The 16,766-nt window shown below is 72.7% G+C and carries 18 protein-coding genes; 9 read left to right on the top strand and 9 right to left on the bottom strand.

The features are described 5' to 3' along the window. Positions 1-9: 9 nt before the first annotated feature. Positions 10-954 carry an SAM-dependent methyltransferase gene (locus tag JYK04_RS24065; protein ID WP_189744158.1) on the bottom strand — a complete coding sequence of 315 codons (945 nt, stop codon included), beginning with the start codon at positions 952-954 and terminating at the stop codon, positions 10-12. 154 nt (positions 955-1,108) lie between these two features. Here JYK04_RS24065 and JYK04_RS24060 point away from each other — a divergent pair, with 154 nt between their 5' ends. Beyond that, on the top strand, positions 1,109-2,311 hold the full coding sequence (locus JYK04_RS24060; RefSeq protein ID WP_189744056.1) for a sensor histidine kinase: 1,203 nt from the start codon (positions 1,109-1,111) through the stop codon (positions 2,309-2,311). Positions 2,312-2,328: 17 nt separating this feature from the next. Continuing rightward, a complete protein-coding gene (locus JYK04_RS24055; protein WP_189744054.1) occupies positions 2,329-3,006 on the top strand; it encodes a response regulator in 678 nt (225 codons plus the stop codon). Between the two features lie 5 nt (positions 3,007-3,011). Here JYK04_RS24055 and JYK04_RS24050 read toward each other — a convergent pair whose 3' ends face one another. Both JYK04_RS24050 and JYK04_RS24045 read right to left on the bottom strand, forming a co-directional pair. After that, complete coding sequence (locus tag JYK04_RS24050; RefSeq protein ID WP_189744052.1) at positions 3,012-4,430, bottom strand: PH domain-containing protein; 1,419 nt, start codon at positions 4,428-4,430, stop codon at positions 3,012-3,014. Continuing rightward, on the bottom strand, positions 4,427-4,918 hold the full coding sequence (locus tag JYK04_RS24045) for a PH domain-containing protein (protein ID WP_189744050.1): 492 nt from the start codon (positions 4,916-4,918) through the stop codon (positions 4,427-4,429). Before JYK04_RS24045 ends, JYK04_RS24050 begins: the two co-directional genes overlap by 4 nt. Before the next feature lie 31 nt (positions 4,919-4,949). Between JYK04_RS24045 and JYK04_RS24040 the strand changes: the two genes are divergently transcribed. The 5 genes from JYK04_RS24040 (at position 4,950) to JYK04_RS24020 (ending at position 8,992) form a co-directional block, all read left to right on the top strand. Further along, positions 4,950-6,092 carry an NADH-quinone oxidoreductase subunit D gene (locus JYK04_RS24040; protein WP_189744048.1) on the top strand — a complete coding sequence of 381 codons (1,143 nt, stop codon included), beginning with the start codon at positions 4,950-4,952 and terminating at the stop codon, positions 6,090-6,092. A 37-nt stretch (positions 6,093-6,129) separates the two neighbouring features. After that, on the top strand, positions 6,130-6,981 hold the full coding sequence (locus tag JYK04_RS24035) for an arylamine N-acetyltransferase family protein (RefSeq protein ID WP_189744046.1): 852 nt from the start codon (positions 6,130-6,132) through the stop codon (positions 6,979-6,981). A gap of 29 nt (positions 6,982-7,010) precedes the next feature. Next, positions 7,011-7,226 carry a hypothetical protein gene (locus tag JYK04_RS24030; RefSeq protein ID WP_189744045.1) on the top strand — a complete coding sequence of 72 codons (216 nt, stop codon included), beginning with the start codon at positions 7,011-7,013 and terminating at the stop codon, positions 7,224-7,226. Between the two features lie 77 nt (positions 7,227-7,303). After that, positions 7,304-7,621 (top strand): hypothetical protein, encoded by a 318-nt coding sequence (locus JYK04_RS24025; RefSeq protein WP_189744043.1) that lies wholly within the window; start codon positions 7,304-7,306, stop codon positions 7,619-7,621. 99 nt (positions 7,622-7,720) lie between these two features. Continuing rightward, a complete protein-coding gene (locus JYK04_RS24020; RefSeq protein ID WP_189744041.1) occupies positions 7,721-8,992 on the top strand; it encodes an alpha/beta hydrolase family protein in 1,272 nt (423 codons plus the stop codon). A gap of 177 nt (positions 8,993-9,169) precedes the next feature. On the opposite strand, the gene JYK04_RS24015 is transcribed toward JYK04_RS24020, so the two are convergent. Beyond that, positions 9,170-10,057 (bottom strand): NAD(P)-dependent oxidoreductase, encoded by an 888-nt coding sequence (locus JYK04_RS24015; RefSeq protein ID WP_189744040.1) that lies wholly within the window; start codon positions 10,055-10,057, stop codon positions 9,170-9,172. Between the two features lie 117 nt (positions 10,058-10,174). On the opposite strand from JYK04_RS24015, the gene JYK04_RS24010 reads away from it, so the two are divergent. Further along, positions 10,175-10,768, top strand: coding sequence for a TetR/AcrR family transcriptional regulator (locus tag JYK04_RS24010; protein ID WP_189744038.1), 594 nt, complete (start codon positions 10,175-10,177; stop codon positions 10,766-10,768). A gap of 13 nt (positions 10,769-10,781) precedes the next feature. Here JYK04_RS24010 and JYK04_RS24005 read toward each other — a convergent pair whose 3' ends face one another. The 4 genes from JYK04_RS24005 to JYK04_RS23990 all read right to left on the bottom strand — a co-directional run bounded on the left by JYK04_RS24005 (position 10,782) and on the right by JYK04_RS23990 (position 14,299). Then, positions 10,782-11,783, bottom strand: a complete 1,002-nt coding sequence (locus JYK04_RS24005; protein WP_189744036.1) for a hypothetical protein — start codon at positions 11,781-11,783, stop codon at positions 10,782-10,784. A gap of 98 nt (positions 11,784-11,881) precedes the next feature. Further along, complete coding sequence (locus JYK04_RS24000) at positions 11,882-12,874, bottom strand: ABC transporter substrate-binding protein (RefSeq protein ID WP_189744034.1); 993 nt, start codon at positions 12,872-12,874, stop codon at positions 11,882-11,884. A gap of 32 nt (positions 12,875-12,906) precedes the next feature. Continuing rightward, positions 12,907-13,578: an ABC transporter permease gene (locus tag JYK04_RS23995; protein ID WP_189744032.1), complete on the bottom strand. Its 672-nt coding sequence runs from the start codon at positions 13,576-13,578 to the stop codon at positions 12,907-12,909. A 4-nt stretch (positions 13,579-13,582) separates the two neighbouring features. Further along, positions 13,583-14,299, bottom strand: coding sequence for an ABC transporter permease (locus tag JYK04_RS23990; protein ID WP_189744030.1), 717 nt, complete (start codon positions 14,297-14,299; stop codon positions 13,583-13,585). Positions 14,300-14,452: 153 nt separating this feature from the next. Between JYK04_RS23990 and JYK04_RS23985 the strand changes: the two genes are divergently transcribed. Next, positions 14,453-15,415 carry an ABC transporter ATP-binding protein gene (locus JYK04_RS23985; RefSeq protein WP_189744028.1) on the top strand — a complete coding sequence of 321 codons (963 nt, stop codon included), beginning with the start codon at positions 14,453-14,455 and terminating at the stop codon, positions 15,413-15,415. Positions 15,416-15,505: 90 nt separating this feature from the next. Here JYK04_RS23985 and JYK04_RS23980 read toward each other — a convergent pair whose 3' ends face one another. Next, positions 15,506-16,615 carry an alpha/beta hydrolase gene (locus tag JYK04_RS23980; RefSeq protein WP_189744026.1) on the bottom strand — a complete coding sequence of 370 codons (1,110 nt, stop codon included), beginning with the start codon at positions 16,613-16,615 and terminating at the stop codon, positions 15,506-15,508. Positions 16,616-16,766 lie beyond the last annotated feature (151 nt).

The following is a 16,766-nucleotide window of genomic DNA, read 5'->3' as shown; positions in this document are numbered from 1 at the left end:
CTCGGCGGGTCAGTGCGCGGCCCGCGCTCCCGGCCACGCCGGGGCCGCGAGGCCGGCCGGCTGGACCAGCCAGCCGAAGGCGCCCAGCCCGGCGCGGTCCGTGAGCTCCGCCGCCTCGCCGGCCGAGGACAGGGCCCGTACGTAGGCCACCGGGTCCGCGGAGGCCAGGGCCAGCGGGGGCCGGGCGCCCGAGACGCCGAGCGCGGCCAGGGCCTCGCGCTGGGTCAGCAGGACCGCCCCCGGGCCCGCGCAGGAGTCCAGGGCCACGTGGGCGGTGACGTCGCAGGAGCCGTCCGGCACCGGCGGGACCTCCCGCCCGCCGCGAAAGCCCGTCAGGGTGCCGTACGGGGGCCGTGCGCCCCGGGTGTGGGCGTAGTCCACCGCCACCGCCAGGCCCCGCTCCAGGGTCGCGGCGGCGGCCGCCCAGGCCTCGTCCCGGGCCCGGCCGATCTCGGCGCGGCCGCCGCCGGGCCACCACCGCTCCAGCCAGGCCCGGTCCGCGGCGTCCAGCGGGCCGCCCGCGCTCTCCGTGCCGTCCGGGGCGACCAGCACGTAGTGCCCGTCCTCGGCGACCTCCAGCGGCACGTTGTCCAGCCACTCGTTGGCGAAGAGCAGCCCCGTCGTCCCTTCGGGCGGTGCCGCGGCCCAGCGGATCCGCGGGTCGAGCCCGGCGGGCCGCTCCGCGCGTTCCACGGCGTACGGGCGCACCCGCGCGGCCGTCTCCGGCTCCAGCGCGGCGAGCACCCCGGCCAGCAGCTCGCCCCGCCCGGCCCCGACGTCGACCAGGTCCAGCTCCGCCGGGTGCCCGAGCTCGGCGTCCACCCACCGCAGCAGCCGGGCCACGGCGGCGGCGTACAGCGGCGAGGCGTGCACGGAGGTCCGGAAGTGCCCGGCGGGTCCCGGCCCGCCGGGCCGCACGTAGAAGCCGTCGGGCCCGTACAGCGCGGCCTCCATCGCACTGCGCCACCGGACCGGAGTCACACCTTCACCCTGAGAGCTCACCGGACAAAGGCTAAGCTTCCGTCCACCTTGGGGAGTACGCCCCCGGTGTCAGGTTCGAACCTCTGGTTGACTCCAGCACCTATCTGCGTTCCCTACTCTGGGTTACGTGCAGCGCCTCTACGACTTCCTCCGCAGACACCCGACGGGCGTCGACAGCTTCTGGGCTGTCTTCCTCTTCGGGATCGGGATGCTGCAGGTCGCCGACGACAGTTTCAGCAGCACCACCGCGCGGCTGCTCGTCATCCCGGCGGTGGTCGCGATGAGCCTCGTGGTGGCCCTGCGCCGCAAGTGGACGCAGGCGATGTTCTGGGTGGCCGTCGGCACCGGCGTCTACAAGCTGATCATCCACGCCGAGGTGAACAACGCCGACCTCGCGATGCTGATCATCCTCTACACGGTCGCCGCCTCCGCCGAGGTCTCGCGCCGGATGTCCCGCACCGCGCTCGCCATCGGCTTCCTCGCCTCCCCCCTGTACGCCCTGCGCTTCCAGGTGGACAAGGGCGGCTTCCGCGACAACGTCCTGTTCACGCTCTTCGCCATGGTCCCCTTCGCCCTCGCCTGGGTGCTGGGCGACTCGCTGCGCACCCGCCGGGCCTACTACGCCCAGCTCGTCGAGCGGAACCAGCGCCTGGAGAACCAGCGCGAGGCCCAGGCCAAGGTGGCCGTGGCCGCCGAGCGCGCCCGGATCGCCCGCGAGCTGCACGACGTCGTCGCGCACAACGTCTCGGTGATGGTGGTCCAGGCGGACGGGGCGGCGTACGTCATGGACGCGGCCCCCGAACAGGCCAAGGAAGCCCTCCAGACCATCTCCGGCACCGGGCGCCAGGCCCTGGCCGAGATGCGGCGGCTGCTGGGCGTGCTGCGCACCGGCGAGCCGCAGGAGTCCGAGGACTACGTGCCCCAGCCGGACGTCGAGCAGATCGAGGTCCTGGTCGAGCAGGTGCGGACGGCCGGGCTCGCGGTGGACTTCGAGGTCGAGGGCGCGCCCCGGCGGCTGCCCAGCGGGGTCGAGCTGACGGCGTACCGGATCGTGCAGGAGGCGCTGACCAACACCCGCAAGCACGGCGGCCCCGACGCGAAGGCCAGCGTCCGGCTGGTCTACTTCGACGACGGGCTCGGCCTGCTGGTCGAGGACGACGGCCGGGGCGCGGCCCACGAGTTGTACGAGGACGGCGGCGCGGACGGCGCCGGACACGGGCTGATCGGCATGCGCGAGCGGATCGGTATGGTCGGCGGAACCCTGGACGCGGGGCCGCGGCCCGGTGGCGGCTTCCGGATCAGCGCTCTGCTGCCCCTGAAGAAGAGATGACGAGGACGAGGTAACTGATGTCCATCCGCGTGATGCTGGTCGACGACCAGGTGCTGCTGCGCACCGGTTTCCGTATGGTGCTCGCCGCCCAGCCGGACATGGAGGTGGTCGCCGAGGCGGGCGACGGCCTGGAGGCGCTGGAGGTGCTGCGGGCCACGAAAGTGGACGTGGTGCTGATGGACGTCCGCATGCCCCGGCTGGACGGGGTGGAGGCGACACGGCGGATCTGCGAGCCGGAGGAGCACCCGAAGGTGATCATCCTGACCACCTTCGACCTGGACGAGTACGCCTTCTCGGGCCTGAAGGCCGGCGCGAGCGGATTCATGCTGAAGGACGTCCCGCCGGGCGAGCTGCTCGCGGCCATCCGCTCCGTGCACAGCGGCGACGCGGTGGTGGCCCCCTCCACGACGCGGCGCCTGCTGGACCGCTTCGCGCCGATGCTGCCGACGACGACCCAGGAGCCGCAGAACAAGGAGATCGAGCGGCTGACGGAGCGCGAGCGCGAGGTCATGCTGCTGGTGGCGCAGGGCCTGTCCAACGGCGAGATCGCGGCCCGGCTGGTCCTGTCGGAGGCGACGGTGAAGACCCACGTGGGCCGGATCCTGACCAAGCTGGGGCTGCGCGACCGCGTCCAGGTGGTGGTCCTGGCCTACGAGACGGGCCTGGTCCGCGCAGGCGGCGGCGGAGCCGGGTAGCCCCCTTACGCCCCCGCCTCCGGGGCCGGTGGCCGTGCCGTCATCCAGCGGTCCGGGCGGGCCGAGGCGCGGGAGGTGCGGGAGCGGGCGGCCTGGGCGTGCAGCAGGGCCGCGGCCTCCGGCTCCGGGCGGAGCCGGGCCGTGACCGTGCAGTTCGCCCCGGTGTCCACGTGGACGTCGGCGACGCCGCGGGCGCGTTCCCACGGGCCCTGCGTGAGGCGGACGCTCTGCACCTTGGCGTGCGGGACGATGTCCGTACGCCGGCACAGGCGGCCGTGCCGGGCGGCGAACACCTCCGGGGAGAGCGCCAGCGCGTAGCCCTTCCACCACACCGGGACCACCCAGCGGGACCCGGTCCGGGGGGATCCGGAGAAGGTCAGGGCGGCCAGGTCCACCCCGGGCAGCACCCGGGCGATGACGGCGGTGGCGGCGGCCCGCGTGGCCACCGGGACCAGGACGGTGTTGTTCGAGCCGGCGACCTTCAGTTCCACCCGGACCAGGCCGCGCCGCCGCCACAGCAGCGGCTCCACGATCCGTACGTTCTGCACGCGCCCCGGCGGCACGGTCTCGTGGGCCCGGTCCAGCAGCCCGTGGTCCAGGCGCAGCCCGTCCGGGGACTCGGCGACCCGCCAGTCGTGCTCGGTGAGGAAGCGGCCCGCGGTGCCCGCCCAGACAGCGCCGAGCATCGGGAGCACGGCGACGAGGGCCGCCCACGGGCTGGAGCTGAGCCACCACACGACGACCGGCACGGTCAGCCCGGGGACCAGCAGGGCCCAGACGCCCAGGTTGAGCAGCAGCGACACGACGAGCTCGCGCGGGGTCACGCGCAGCAGTTCGTGCTCGGGGGCCTCGCCCAGGCTCACGGCCTCCTCGGGGGCGAAGCCGGCCGCGCGGGCGAGGAGCTCGGCGCGCAGGGCGACGGCCTCCTTCTCGCCGAGGAAGGACAGCTGGTCCTTCTCCTCGGTGCCGATGACGTCGAGCCGGAGGCTGGCGACGCCGGTCAGCCGGGCCAGGAGGGGGCGGGTGACGTCCACGGCCTGGAGCCGGTCGAGGCGGATGTGCGCGGTGCGGCGGAAGAAGAGCCCGCTGCGGATGCGCAGTTCGGTGTCGGTGATGGCGTAGTGGGTGAACCACCAGCTCAGGAATCCGTAGGCGCCGAAGACCATGATCAGGCCCGCCACCGCCGCCACCCGCAGGAGGGCGGACAGGTCGGCCACCCACCGCCCGGCCTGGTCGCCCTGCTGGGCGATCACGCCGACGGTCGCGGCGATCGGCACCCAGGCGCGGCGCAGCGGGGTGAAGGGGTGCAGCCGGCGCTCCACGGCGGGGGCGCTCGCGGGGCCGGCCGTGGGATCGGCCGTGGGATCGCCCGTGGGATCGCCCGTGGCGGGTTCGCCGGCGCCGCCGGCCGGGGCGGGGCTCACAGGCCCGCCGACCTTGCCTCGCCGAGGGCGGTGAGCCGGTCGCGCAGCCGCTCCGCCTCGGCCGGCACCAGCCCGGGGATCTTGGCGTCGGTGGCGGCCGCGGCCGTGTGCAGCTGTACGGAGGCCAGGCCGAAGCGGCGCTCCAGCGGGCCGGAGGTGACCTCGACCAGCTGCATCCGCCCGTACGGCACCACGGTCTCCTCCCGCCACAGCACGCCCCGGCTGATCAGCAGGTCGTCCGCGCGCTCGGCGTACCGCCAGGACCGCCAGTTCCGGCCCAGGAGCACCCAGCCCCAGGCCAGGACCGCGAGCCAGAACGCTCCGAGGGCCGCCCACGCCGGCCCGAGCGTCAGCCCGGGCACGACGGCGGTCACGACGGCGAGCAGCACCGTCCATATCAGCAGCAGCGTCCGCCGCAGAGTGAGCAGCCCGCCGGGCAGCCCGACCCATGCGGGTCCGTCCGTCTCACCCATCGTCCCCGTTTCCATGCGTCCACCCTAGGGCTGAGACAATGCCCGCATGACGGAGACCACGGTCGGCATCGGCGGAGCGGCGGAGAGCACCGACATGGTGCTCAACATCGGCCCCCAGCACCCTTCCACGCACGGCGTGCTGCGCCTGCGCCTCGTCCTGGACGGCGAGCGGATCGTCAGTGCCGAACCGGTGGTCGGCTACATGCACCGCGGTGCGGAGAAACTCTTCGAGGCCCGCGACTACCGGCAGATCGTGATGCTCGCGAACCGCCACGACTGGCTGTCCGCGTTCTCGAACGAGCTGGGCGTGGTCATGGCCGTCGAGCGGATGCTCGGCATGGAGGTCCCCGAGCGGGCCGTGTGGATGCGGACGCTGCTGGCCGAGCTGAACCGGGTGCTGAACCACCTGATGTTCCTCGGCTCGTACCCCCTCGAACTGGGTGGTATCACCCCGATCTTCCACGCGTTCCGGGAACGCGAGGAGCTCCAGGCCGTCATGGAGGAGATCTCCGGCGGGCGGATGCACTACATGTTCAACCGCGTGGGAGGCCTCAAGGAGGACCTCCCGGCCGGCTGGCTCGGCCGGGCCCGCGCCGCGATCGCCGACGTCCGGACCCGGATGGACGTCTACGACAAGCTGGTCCACGGGAACGAGATCTTCCGCGCCCGCACGCGCGGGGTCGGCGTCCTGTCCGCCGAGGCGGTGCACGCGTACGGGGTCTCCGGCCCGATCGCCCGCGCCTCCGGCGTCGACTTCGACCTGCGCCGTGACGAGCCGTACCTGGCCTACGGCGAGCTCCAGGACGTCCTGAAGGTGATCACCCGCACCGAGGGCGACTGCCTGGCCCGCTTCGAGTGCCTGCTGGACCAGACCCACAACGCGCTCGACCTGGCCGTGGCCTGCCTGGACCGGATGGACGACCTCCCGCCGGGGCCGATCAACCAGCGGCTGCCCAAGGTCCTGAAGGCGCCCGAGGGGCACACGTACGCCTGGACCGAGAACCCGCTCGGCATCAACGGCTACTACCTCGTCTCCAAGGGGGAGAAGACCCCGTACCGGCTGAAGCTGCGCAGCGCCTCGTACAACAACATCCAGGCGCTGGCCGTGCTGCTGCCGGGGCAGCTGGTCGCCGACATGGTGGCGATCCTGGGCTCGCTCTTCTTCGTCGTCGGCGACATCGACAAATAGCCTGCTCGGGAGGAGACGGCGGATCTAGGGTGATCCCATGATCATCTCTGGCATATACGCCGCGTACCTGGGGCGGATCGGCATCACCGAACCCGGATCCCCCTCCGTCGAAGGGCTGTTCGCGCTCACGCGGGCCCATCTGGAGCGGGTCCCCTTCGAGAACACCGAGATCCAGCTGGGCCGGCCGCCGGGCATCGACCCCGAGCTGTCCGTGCGCCGCATCGCCGCCGGACGCGGCGGTTACTGCTTCCACCTCAACGGCGCCTTCGCTGCGCTGCTGGAGCACCTCGGCTACGACGTGACCCGCCACCTCGGGGGCATGTCCGCGGATCGCGAGTCCACGGAGGTCAGCGGGGACCACCTCACCCTGACCGTACGGATCGACGGGGAGGCCTACTTCGTGGACGTCGGCCTGGGCGACGGCCCGCCCGAGCCGCTGCCGCTGCGCGAGGGCTCGTACGAGCGTGGCTTCCGGTACGGACTGCGGCCGCTCGGGAGCGCGGACGGGCCCGACGCGGGCTGGACCTTCCTCAACGAGAGCTCGCCCTTCCCCGCGATGAACTTCCGCTCGGCCCCCGCGACCATGGCCGATTTCGCGGACGAGCACCTGCGCCTGTCCACCGCCGAGGACTCCCCCTTCCTGCAGTCCTTCTTCATGCTGCGGCGCAACGCCGGGGTCATGAACCGGCTGCACGGCAAGATCCTGCTGACCCTCGACCCGCAGGGCGGCCGCGACAAGCGCGAACTGGCCGGTCCGGAGGAGCTCTTCGAGGCCATGGCCACGGTCTTCGGGCGGGAGCTCGACGACCTGACGGCGGCGGACCGGGCTGCGCTGTGGGCCCGGGTCGAGCGGGCGCACGAGGCGTGGCTCGCCTCCCAGCAGGACTGATGTCGGTGCGGCAGGGCAGACTGGGCGGCATGTCCCACTCTCCCCGCCGGGCCTGCCCCTCCTGCGGCCGCGACTGCGCCGTCACCGCCGGACGGATCGCCCGCCACGATCCGCCCTCCGGGCGGGGGCACGGCGACCTGGTGTCCTGCCCCGGGTCCCGGGCCCGGGTGGTGCTCGGCGCGTCCGCGCCGACCCTGGACGGCTTCGTGCTGTCCGAACACCCGGGGCAGCTCCCGCTGTTCTGAGGATCTGAGTACGGGGACCGCGCGGGCCGAGTACCCGCGCGGATCCGCGTACGGCGGCCGCGCGGCACGGTGGTGGCATGACCCGTACGCCCCAGCCCGCCACCGTCCCCGCGTCCCGGATCCGGTCGCGCTCGCTGCTCGCCGCCCTGCTGTTCCTGCCCGCCCTGTTCGTCGTGAAGATCCTGGTGCTGGCCACCGACACGGGCGGCCGGTGCTTCGTGGACGACATCGAGTGCGCGCCCTTCCCGGTCGGCGCCTTCGGGGCGCTGCTCGCCGCCCTGGTGGTGTCCTTCGTCGTCGCGACGGCCGCGCCCGGGCGGGCGGGACGGATCGCGCTCGCCGCGCAGGTGGCGCTGGAGGCGGTGGCCGTGCTGCTCGTCCTGGCCTTCCCCTGACCCCCGGCGCACTCCCCCGGCGGGCCTGGGGACAACCCCCGCGACGGACGGGTGCCGCCAGGATGTCGGGGCGCGGCGGGCGTCCGTAGCGTTCCCGGCATGACGATCACGCAGCACAGCAAGCAGCAGCGCCGGCAGTGGCTGCGGCGCGGCGCCGCAGCGGTGGCCCTGGCCGCCGTCCTCGGCGGGATCGCCGCCCCGGCGGCGCTGGCCGCGCCCGCCGCACGGGCCGCCGCGTCCGATGCGTCCGCCGCCCGGGGCGCGCTGGTCTCCGTCGTCCCGCTGGACACCCTCGACCGCGACCAGGTCGTCGCCGAACTCGGCACGCTGGGCATCGATCCGGCGACCGTCCGGTACGGCGTGCGCGCCTACCGCCTGACCTACGCCACCGTGGACCCGCAGGGCCGGCCCACCACCGCGACCGGGCTGCTCGTCCTGCCGCGCGGCGGCCCGCACCGCCTCGACCTGGTCTCCGACACCCACGGTACGGTCGCCACCCGCGACGACGCCCCGTCCGGGGGCGCCGGCTCCAACCGGCTCACCCCCTACCTGCACGCCTCCGCCGGCCGGGCCGTCGCGGCACCGGACTACCTGGGCCTGGGCGGCGGCCCGGGCAGCCACCCGTACATGGACACCCGGTCCTCGGTCACGGCCTCCGTCGACATGCTGAAGGCCGCCCGCACCGCCGCCGACCGGCTGGGACGCCCGGTCAGCCGGGACGTGTACGCCACCGGCTTCTCCCAGGGCGGCCAGGTGGCGATGGCCCTGGGCCGCGAGCTCTCCCGCGGGCGCGACGGGCTGCGGCTGCGGGCGCTGGCCCCGATGGCCGGGCCGCACGACCTGCTCGGCACCGAGTTCCCCGGGCTCACCGACGGCCGGGTCGATCCGCGCGTCGGCGTCTTCTACCTCTCCTACTTCCTCACGGCCCAGAACCGGCTCCACCCGCTCTACGAGGACCCGGCGGAGGTGTTCCGCACGCCCTATGCACAGGCTGTGGAAGGCCTGTTCGACGGGAGCCACCAGCCGCAGGACATCGTGGCCGCGCTCCCGGCGACGCCGCAGGAACTGCTGACCCCGCAGTGGGCCGAGAACATCCGCAGCCCGCGCGGGGCCCTGCTGGAGGCCATACGGGCCAACGACGGCGTCTGCGACTGGAAGCCCGCCGCGCCCGTACGCCTCTACGCGGGCGGGGCCGACACGGACGTCCCGGCCGCCAACTCCCGCGCCTGCGCCGCAGATCTGGCCGCTCACGGGGTCCGGGCGAAGGTCGTGGACCAGGGCCCGGACGCCGACCACACGGCCACCGCGGTCCGCTCGGCGCCCCAGGTGGTCCGCTGGTTCGACTCGATCCGCCAGACCCGGACCGGCTAGGCCGCCTTTCGGCCAAGGCCGTCTCTTTCGGATCTTGTCGGCCGAGCCCGCGGCGTCCGGTGCCGTACATGGCAAGGCGGAGGGGCGCCCGTGTACTGGACGTACTCGGGTGCCCCGACAACGCGGCCAGGTGCGGTGCCGGGCGTCGCGGGCCCGGCAAGATCCGGAAGAGACCGCCTAGGCCTTGCCGCCCAGCAGGCCGATCAGGCGGGAGCTGCTGTCGGCGCCGAAGCCCGCCTCGACACCGCGCCGGTAGAGCTCGGCGTGCGCGGCCAGGATCGCGGTGTCCACACCGGAGTCCGCGGCCGTGTGCAGGATGTGCCCGACGCTCGCGGCGCACATCGCGAGGCGCTGGTGCTCGCCGCCGTGCTCCTCGGCGTCGATGAGCGGGGAGCCCGCGGTGTAGAAGCCGCGCATGGTGTCGGCCGTGTAGCCGGCGTACGGAAGGATGTCGGCCGCCGTCAGCCCGTTGGCGCGGGCTACGGCGACGGCCTGGTACCAGCCGGTGTAGGCGGTCCAGAAGAGGATCATGTTGAGCTGGTAGTAGAGCTGCGCGTGGCCGGGGTCGGCGCCGCGGTAGTCGGTGGCGGCGAGCAGGTCGAGCGCGGCGCGGTGCTGCTCGTAGACCTCCTGCGGGCCGCTGATGAAGACCGAGGACCCCTCCTGCCCGATGCCGGTCGGCGGTACGTTGACCCCGCCGGTGAGGTACGCGGCCCCGCGCTCCTCCGCCCAACGGGCGGCGGCCCGGGCCTTGTCCGGGACGTCCGAGGACAGGTTGACCAGCACGCGGCCGCGGAGATCGGTGTCGCCGAGCGTGCCGTACATGGCCTCGACGTCGATGAGGCTGAGCACGGTCAGCGGGCTCGCGGCGACGGCCTCGGCGATGCCGGCGGCGCGGCGGGCCCCGCGGGCGACGAGCTCGTCGTCCTTGCCCGCGCTGCGGTTCCACACGGTGACCTCGTAGCCGGCGTCGAGATAGGCGGCGGCCATGGCGCGGCCCATCGGGCCGAGCCCCACGACGGTGACCTCGGCGCCCTGGGCCCGGGTGGTACGGATCTGGTTCATGACGGAGTTCTCCCCCAACGCATCGTCTAGAACGAACGCTCTATCCAGCGCTCGGGACGACCGTAACACGAGGCTAGAACGAACGCTCTATCTAGATTCGGCGGTAACATCACGCCCATGGCAACTGCAGCGACGACCACGGCACCCGGGACGCGCGACCGGCTGGTGCGCACCGCATCCCGCCTCATGCAGCGCGGCGGATACGAGAACACCCCGGTCAAGCAGCTCGTCCGCGAGGCCGAGGCCACCCTCGGCTCGCTGTACCACTTCTTCCCGGGCGGCAAGCAGGAACTCGCGGTGGCCGCGATCCACTTCGGCGACGAGGAGTTCGCGGAGCTGCTCCGCGCCGGACTCGCCGCCCACGCCGACCCCGCCGAGGCCGTCGAGGGCGTGGCCGCCGCGCTCGCGCAGGCGCTGGAGGCCTCCGACTGGCGGGACGGCTGCCCGGTGACGGCCACGGCCCTGGAGACGGTCGGCCGCCTGCCGGAACTCCAGGCGGCCTGCGCCCAGGCCTTCGCCAACTGGCAGCACCTGGTGGCCGCGAAGCTCCTGGCGTCGGGCTATCCGGAGCCGGACGCCCGCGATCTGGCGATCACCGTGATCAACACCCTGGAGGGCGCCGAGACGACCTCACAGGTCACCATGAGCCGCACCCCGCTCCTGGTGGCGGGCCGGCACCTGGCCCGGCTGGTGGCCTCGTACCGGGACTGACCCCGGGCCGCTGCTACGAGATGGCGGTCCGGAGCCGGACCACGTCGATCGGCTCGGTCTCGTCGTGGGCCGTCAGATCGATGACCTGGCCCACCGCGCGGGTCTCGTCGGTGGCCGGCTTGAACTCCGGTCCCGACACGGCCCGGTCCGACTCGGCCTTGTGCACCGCGAGGGCCTCCGCGCCGACCACGTCGGCCAGGTCCTCGTTCTGGACCGCCTCGATCACCGCACGGGCCTGCGCCGCGTTCTTGGTCCCGAAGAAGTCGAAGCCGCCCTCGACGCGCGAGGTCGTGCGCCGCTGGGCCGCGTACGGGGCCACCGCGGCCGCCGGACGGCGCGCGGGGACCGAAGACGCGGCGGCGTGGGCCGGAGCGTGGCCGGGACCGGAATCGGGCTCCGGGGCCGACGGCCCCGCGGGCAGCGCCCGCGCCTCGCGCCGGCTGCGGGCCAGCGCGTCCAGGGCCGAGTGGGCCCGGGCGTAGCCGACCGCGGTGGGCGCGCCCGCCGAGGTGCGCTCCTCGGTGACGGCCGGAAGTTCCTTCGGCGCGGCCGGCGCCGCGGAGGCCTCGATGGCCAGCAGCCGGCGGCCCTCCAGGGCACTGGCGCGCTCGGTCTCGGCGGTCGCGTACCGCCGCAGCAGCGCCGCGTGCTCGCCGCGCAGGCCCGCCAGTTCGACGCGCTTGGCGCGCAGCTTGGCGTCGAGCCTGGCCCGCAGCATCCGGGCCTCTTCGAGGTCGGATTCGAGTTCGGCTATCCGCTCGTCCGTCCGCCACTCGTCCTTGACCCGCTCGCGCGCGAGCTCGGCGACGCGGCGGCCGGCCGAGCGGTCCCAGGCGCGCATGACGACGGCGCCGGCGACCCCGGCGGCCGCCGTGACGGCCACGAGGAGCCGGAGCGCCATCGGTTCCGCCAGCAGCCAGGCCGCGCCGGCTCCGACGACGGATACACCGGCCACGGTCGTCGGCGTGAGCAGCCGGTGCAGGGGTTCGGGATTGCGGTGGCGTCCACGGGGCATGGCCCGAAATTTACAGGGCATGGGGGTCGAGTGGGATACCCGCCCGGCAAACTCTTCCCGGGCAGTTAAGCCACTTTTCTCCATGAACCCCGCCCGCGCTACTTCTTCAGCAGGCCCTTGGACTCCAGGTAGGCCTTCGCGACGTCGGCCGGCTTGGCGCGCTCGGCGTCCACCTTGCGGTTCAGGTCGACCAGATCGGCCGTCGTGAGCGCCTTGGTCAGCTTGTCGAGCGCGGCGGCGACCTCCGGGGTTCCGGCGTCCTTGGCGTTGACCACCGGCAGCACGTTGTCGGCGTTCTGGAGCTTCTTGTCGTCGTCCAGCAGGACCAAGCCGAAGCTGTCGAGGGTGGCGTCGGTGGTCGTGGTGAGCACGAGCTGGTCGGCGCCGTCCTTGACCGCCTGCTTGGCCTGCGGGGTGCCGACGCCCTTCGGGTCGATACCGGAAACTTGAATTCCGTACGTCTTGGTCAACCCCGGTGCGCAGAAGGGCCGGACGCTGCATTCGTCGCCCGCCGCGATCTTGACCTTGAGTCCGGACTTGCCGAGATCGGAAAGCGTCTTCAGGTTGTTCTTCTCGGCGAATTCCTTGGTCACGGCGAATGCGTTCTGGTCGACCGCCGCACCGGCGGCCAGCGCCTTCAGACCGAGCGGGGCCGCGAGCTTCTCCAGGCCCGCCACCGTCGCCGCGACGTCGCTGGAGGCGATCGGCTTCTCCTCGGGCGCCTTCGGGCCGTTGACCTTGGCGTTGAGGAACTCGGCGAGCGTGGCCGCGTACTCCGGGACGACGTCGATCTCACCCTTCTCCAGCGAGGGCTCGTACAGCTCACGGTTGTTGACCGTCTTGATCGACGTGCTGTAGCCCGCGTCCTTCAGGACCTGCGCGTACAGCTCGGCCAGCACGTTCGACTCGGTGAACCCGGCCGCGCCGATCACCAGGGCACCCTTGCCGCCGCCCCCGGCCGAGGAGGAGCCGGCGGAGGCCGAGCCGCCGTCCTTGCTCTTCTCCAGGCTGTCGCCGCCGCACGCGGCCAGCGACACCGTCAGGGCCAGGGCGCCCAGGGACGCGCCGAGGACGCGCGTGGTCTTGGTCATGGAGGTACTCCGTTCGAGGCGATGGACAGGAATCAGCGGGACGCCGCGGCCCGCGGCAGCAGCAGCCGGTCCGCCGCCACCAGCGCGCCCTCGACCAGCAGGGCGAGCGCGGCCACCAGCAGGGCGCCCGCGACGACCTGCGGGGTGTTGTACGTGTTGAAGCCGGCGGTGATGATCCGGCCGAGGCCGCCCTGGCCGACCATGGCGGCGATCGTGGCCGTGGCGACGACCTGTACGGCGCCCGAGCGCAGCCCGGTCATCACCATGGCGCGGGCGAGCGGCAGTTCGACGCGCAGGAAGAGCTGGGTCCCGGACATGCCCATGCCGCGGGCGGCCTCCACGACCGAGCGGTCCACCTCGCGCATGCCGACGTACGCGTTGGTCAGCAGCGGCGGAACGGCGAACAGCACGAGCGCGGCGATGGTCGGCAGATAGCCGGCGTTGCGCAGCGGGGAGACCATGAACAGCGCCAGCACCGCGAAGACGGGGACGGCCCGGCCGATGTTGGAGATGTTGATCGCGAGGGTGCCGCCCCTGCCGAGGTGGCCGAGGAACAGGCCGATCGGCAGGGCCACCGCGCAGGCGATCGCGAGCGCGACCGCGCTGACGTAGACGTGCTCGCCGAGCCGGTGCCAGACACCGCTCTCCCCGGACCAGTTGGCGCCGTTCGCCAGCCAGTCCCAGGCCCCTGTGATCGCGCCCACGGCTTCAGGCCCCCTTCGCCGGAGCCGGAGCGGGAGCCGGAGCCGCGGGCCGGGCGCCGGCCCGGGTCCACGGGGTGAGCAGCCGCTGTACGCCGAGCAGCAGCAGGTCGACCACGAGCGCGAGCAGCACGCACAGCACCGAGGCGGTGAGCACCTGGGCCTTGAAGGAGCTGTTCACGGCCGGGGCGATGAGATTGCCGAGGCCGCCCTTGCCGACGATGGAGCCCACCGTGGTCAGCGCGACCGTCGAGACGGTGGCGATCCGGACGCCGGCGAGCAGGGCGGGCAGCGCGAGCGGCAGTTCGACCTGCCACAGCAGGCGCCCCGGGCCGTACCCCATGCCGCGCGCGGCCTCCCGTACGTCCTCGGGGACGGCCTCCAGGCCGGCCAGGACGTTGCGGACCAGGATCGTCAGCGAATACAGCACCAGCCCGGTCACCACCAGCGCCGCCGAGAGCCCGAAGAACGGCAGCAGCAGGGAGAACATGGCCAGCGAGGGGATCGTGTAGAGCAGGGTGGTCAGGCCCAGGACCGGCGCCGCCCAGTGGCGGCCGCGGCGCGCCAGCAGGGCGAGCGGCACGGACACGGCGATGCCGATCAGGACCGACACGCCCGTGATCCAGATGTGTTCGAGGGTGGCGTCGGTGAGTTCCCGGGAGCGGGAGGTGACGTAGTCCCAGCAGATCCAGTCGTTCGCCACCAGGCAGTTCTGCGCCGCCACGCCCCTCACCCCCACCCCGTCATTCGAACGTACGTATTCACGGCCACCCGTCACAGTGACCCTAACCCCCAACACCCCCGATGGCCGGAATCCTTCGCAGGGGGGCAACACGCCCTTCACAAATCAGCGGCCGACGTGCGGAAGGATGGGACGGTGATCCGATTCGAGCATGTGACCAAGCGCTACCCCGACGGGACGACAGCCGTCGAGGACCTGTCCTTCGAGGTGGCGGAGGGTGAGCTGGTCACGCTCGTGGGACCGTCCGGCTGCGGCAAGACGACCACGATGAAGATGGTCAACCGGCTGATCGACCCGACCTCCGGCCGGATCCTGCTGAACGGCGAGGACATCGCGGCCGCCGATCCGGTCGAGCTGCGCCGCCGGATCGGGTACGTCATCCAGCAGGTCGGGCTCTTCCCGCACAAGACCGTGCTGGAGAACACGGCGACCGTGCCGCAGCTGATCGGCACCCCCAAAGCGCGCGCCCGCGCCCGGGCGGCCGAACTGCTGGAACTGGTGGGCCTTGACCCGGCCGTGTACGGGGGCCGGTACCCCGAGCAGCTGTCCGGCGGGCAGCGCCAGCGCGTCGGCGTGGCCCGCGCGCTCGCCGCCGACCCGCCGGTGCTGCTGATGGACGAGCCGTTCGGCGCGGTGGACCCGGTGGTGCGCGAGCGGCTGCAGAACGAGTTCCTGACCCTGCAGAAGACGGTCCGCAAGACGATCCTGCTGGTCACCCACGACCTGGAGGAGGCGATCCGGCTCGGCGACCGCATCGCGGTCTACGGCACCGGCACCATCGAGCAGTTCGCCCGCCCGGCGGCGGTGCTCGCGGCGCCCGCCACCGACTACGTGGCCTCCTTCGTCGGCGCCGACCGGGGGCTCAAGCGGCTCGCGGTCACCGCGGTCGGGGCGGCCGACCTGGCCGCGTCCCAGGGGACGGACCCGGCGGCCTCGGTGGAGTTGGGGTCGACGCTGCGCGAGGCGCTCGCCGCCCTGCTGCAGGAGGACTCGGGGCGGATCGGGGTCAGGGACCCCGAATCCGGCGCGCTGGTCGGCGTACTGACGCCGGAGGGCGTCCACCGGGCGCTGCGCCGGGCCCGGCTGCAGGAGGCGTAGGCCGCCCCGGAAACAGTTGTGACCGGCCTCAGGAGGCCGGTCACGGGTGCGTCGGGCGGTCGGGGCGCCGAAAGGTCGGCGCGAGGCCGGTCAGGCCTGGATGCGGCCGCTCATCCACATCAGCATCGGCGGGATCTCACGTCGCCACGTGTTGAAGTTGTGGCCACCGCTGTCGAGGATGATGGAGGAGACCCGGTCCGGGCCCTGCACCTTCTTGATGAACTTCTTGGTGTCGGCGAGGTTCGGCTCGCCCTTCTCGCTGCTGGTCACGAGGAAGGACGTACCGGTCGGCTTCTTGTGCTCGACGCTGTGCAGCACGTCCGCACGCTTCTTCAGCTTCTCGTCCCCGTGGAACAGGTCACCGGTCGTCGGGTCGTCCGGGGCCTCGTAGTACGCGGACAGACCCGCGGCGGCGCCGAAGGTCTGCGGGTAGTGCGCGGCGATCTTCAGGGCGCAGTAGCCGCCCGTGGAGTTGCCGATGAAGCCCATGTTCTGGGGCTTCTTGCCGACCCGGAAGGTGTCCGTGATGGCCTGCGGAAGGTCCTCGCCGAAGAAGGTCTCGGTCTGCGGGCCACCGGGTATGTCGACGCACTCGGTGTCACGCGGCGGCGCCACGGTCGGGCGCAGCATGACCAGGATCATCGGCTTCATCTTGCCCGACTTGGACAGGCTGAAGGCCTTCATGGGGTAGTCGAGCCCTTTGATGAGGTTCTCGGCGGTGCCCGGGTAGCCCGTCAGGACGATGGACGCGGGGAAGTTCTGGTCCTTGTGCTGGGGCTGGAAGTACTCCGGCGGGAGCCAGACGTAGCCGGGGCTCGTTATCTTCGACTTCTGCCCGGTTATGGCAACCTTCAGGATCTGACCACCGACCTGGGGCTTGGCGCCACCGGGTACGTCCAGCTTCTGCTTGTCGACGACCTTGATGTCCTTGCTGCTCATCGAGTGGTCGACGACCTTGCCCATGGACGTCTCCTGACCGAGCAGGTCGGCCCAGGAACCGTAGAAGAGGAACGACTTGTTAGCCGCCAGCCCCACAGCCGAGAACAGCGCCAGCTGGGTCGCCAGCAGCAGCCCGATCCGGCCGGCGAACGCGCGCCAGGTGCGGCCCGAGAGCTTCGGCCAGAACCACACCGTGGCCGCGAAGAGCAGCACACCGGCGATGATGGCCAGCGCCAGAACCGTATTACTGGTGAGACCCATGAGCAGTCAGTCGACTTTCTGGTGGCAGGACTGTTTTTTTCCGACGAAAGAGTGAACCCGCTCCTCGTCGATGTCGTCCTAAGGGACGCACCACACACCGGAGGCTGTCGCGGCCTTCGGCCACATGATCTCTCGCGGAGCAACGGGAAGC

The organism is Streptomyces nojiriensis (assembly GCF_017639205.1).
In the GTDB taxonomy this organism is placed as follows: Bacteria; Actinomycetota; Actinomycetes; order Streptomycetales; family Streptomycetaceae; genus Streptomyces; species Streptomyces nojiriensis.
This window is presented reverse-complemented; position numbering and strand designations above follow the sequence as displayed.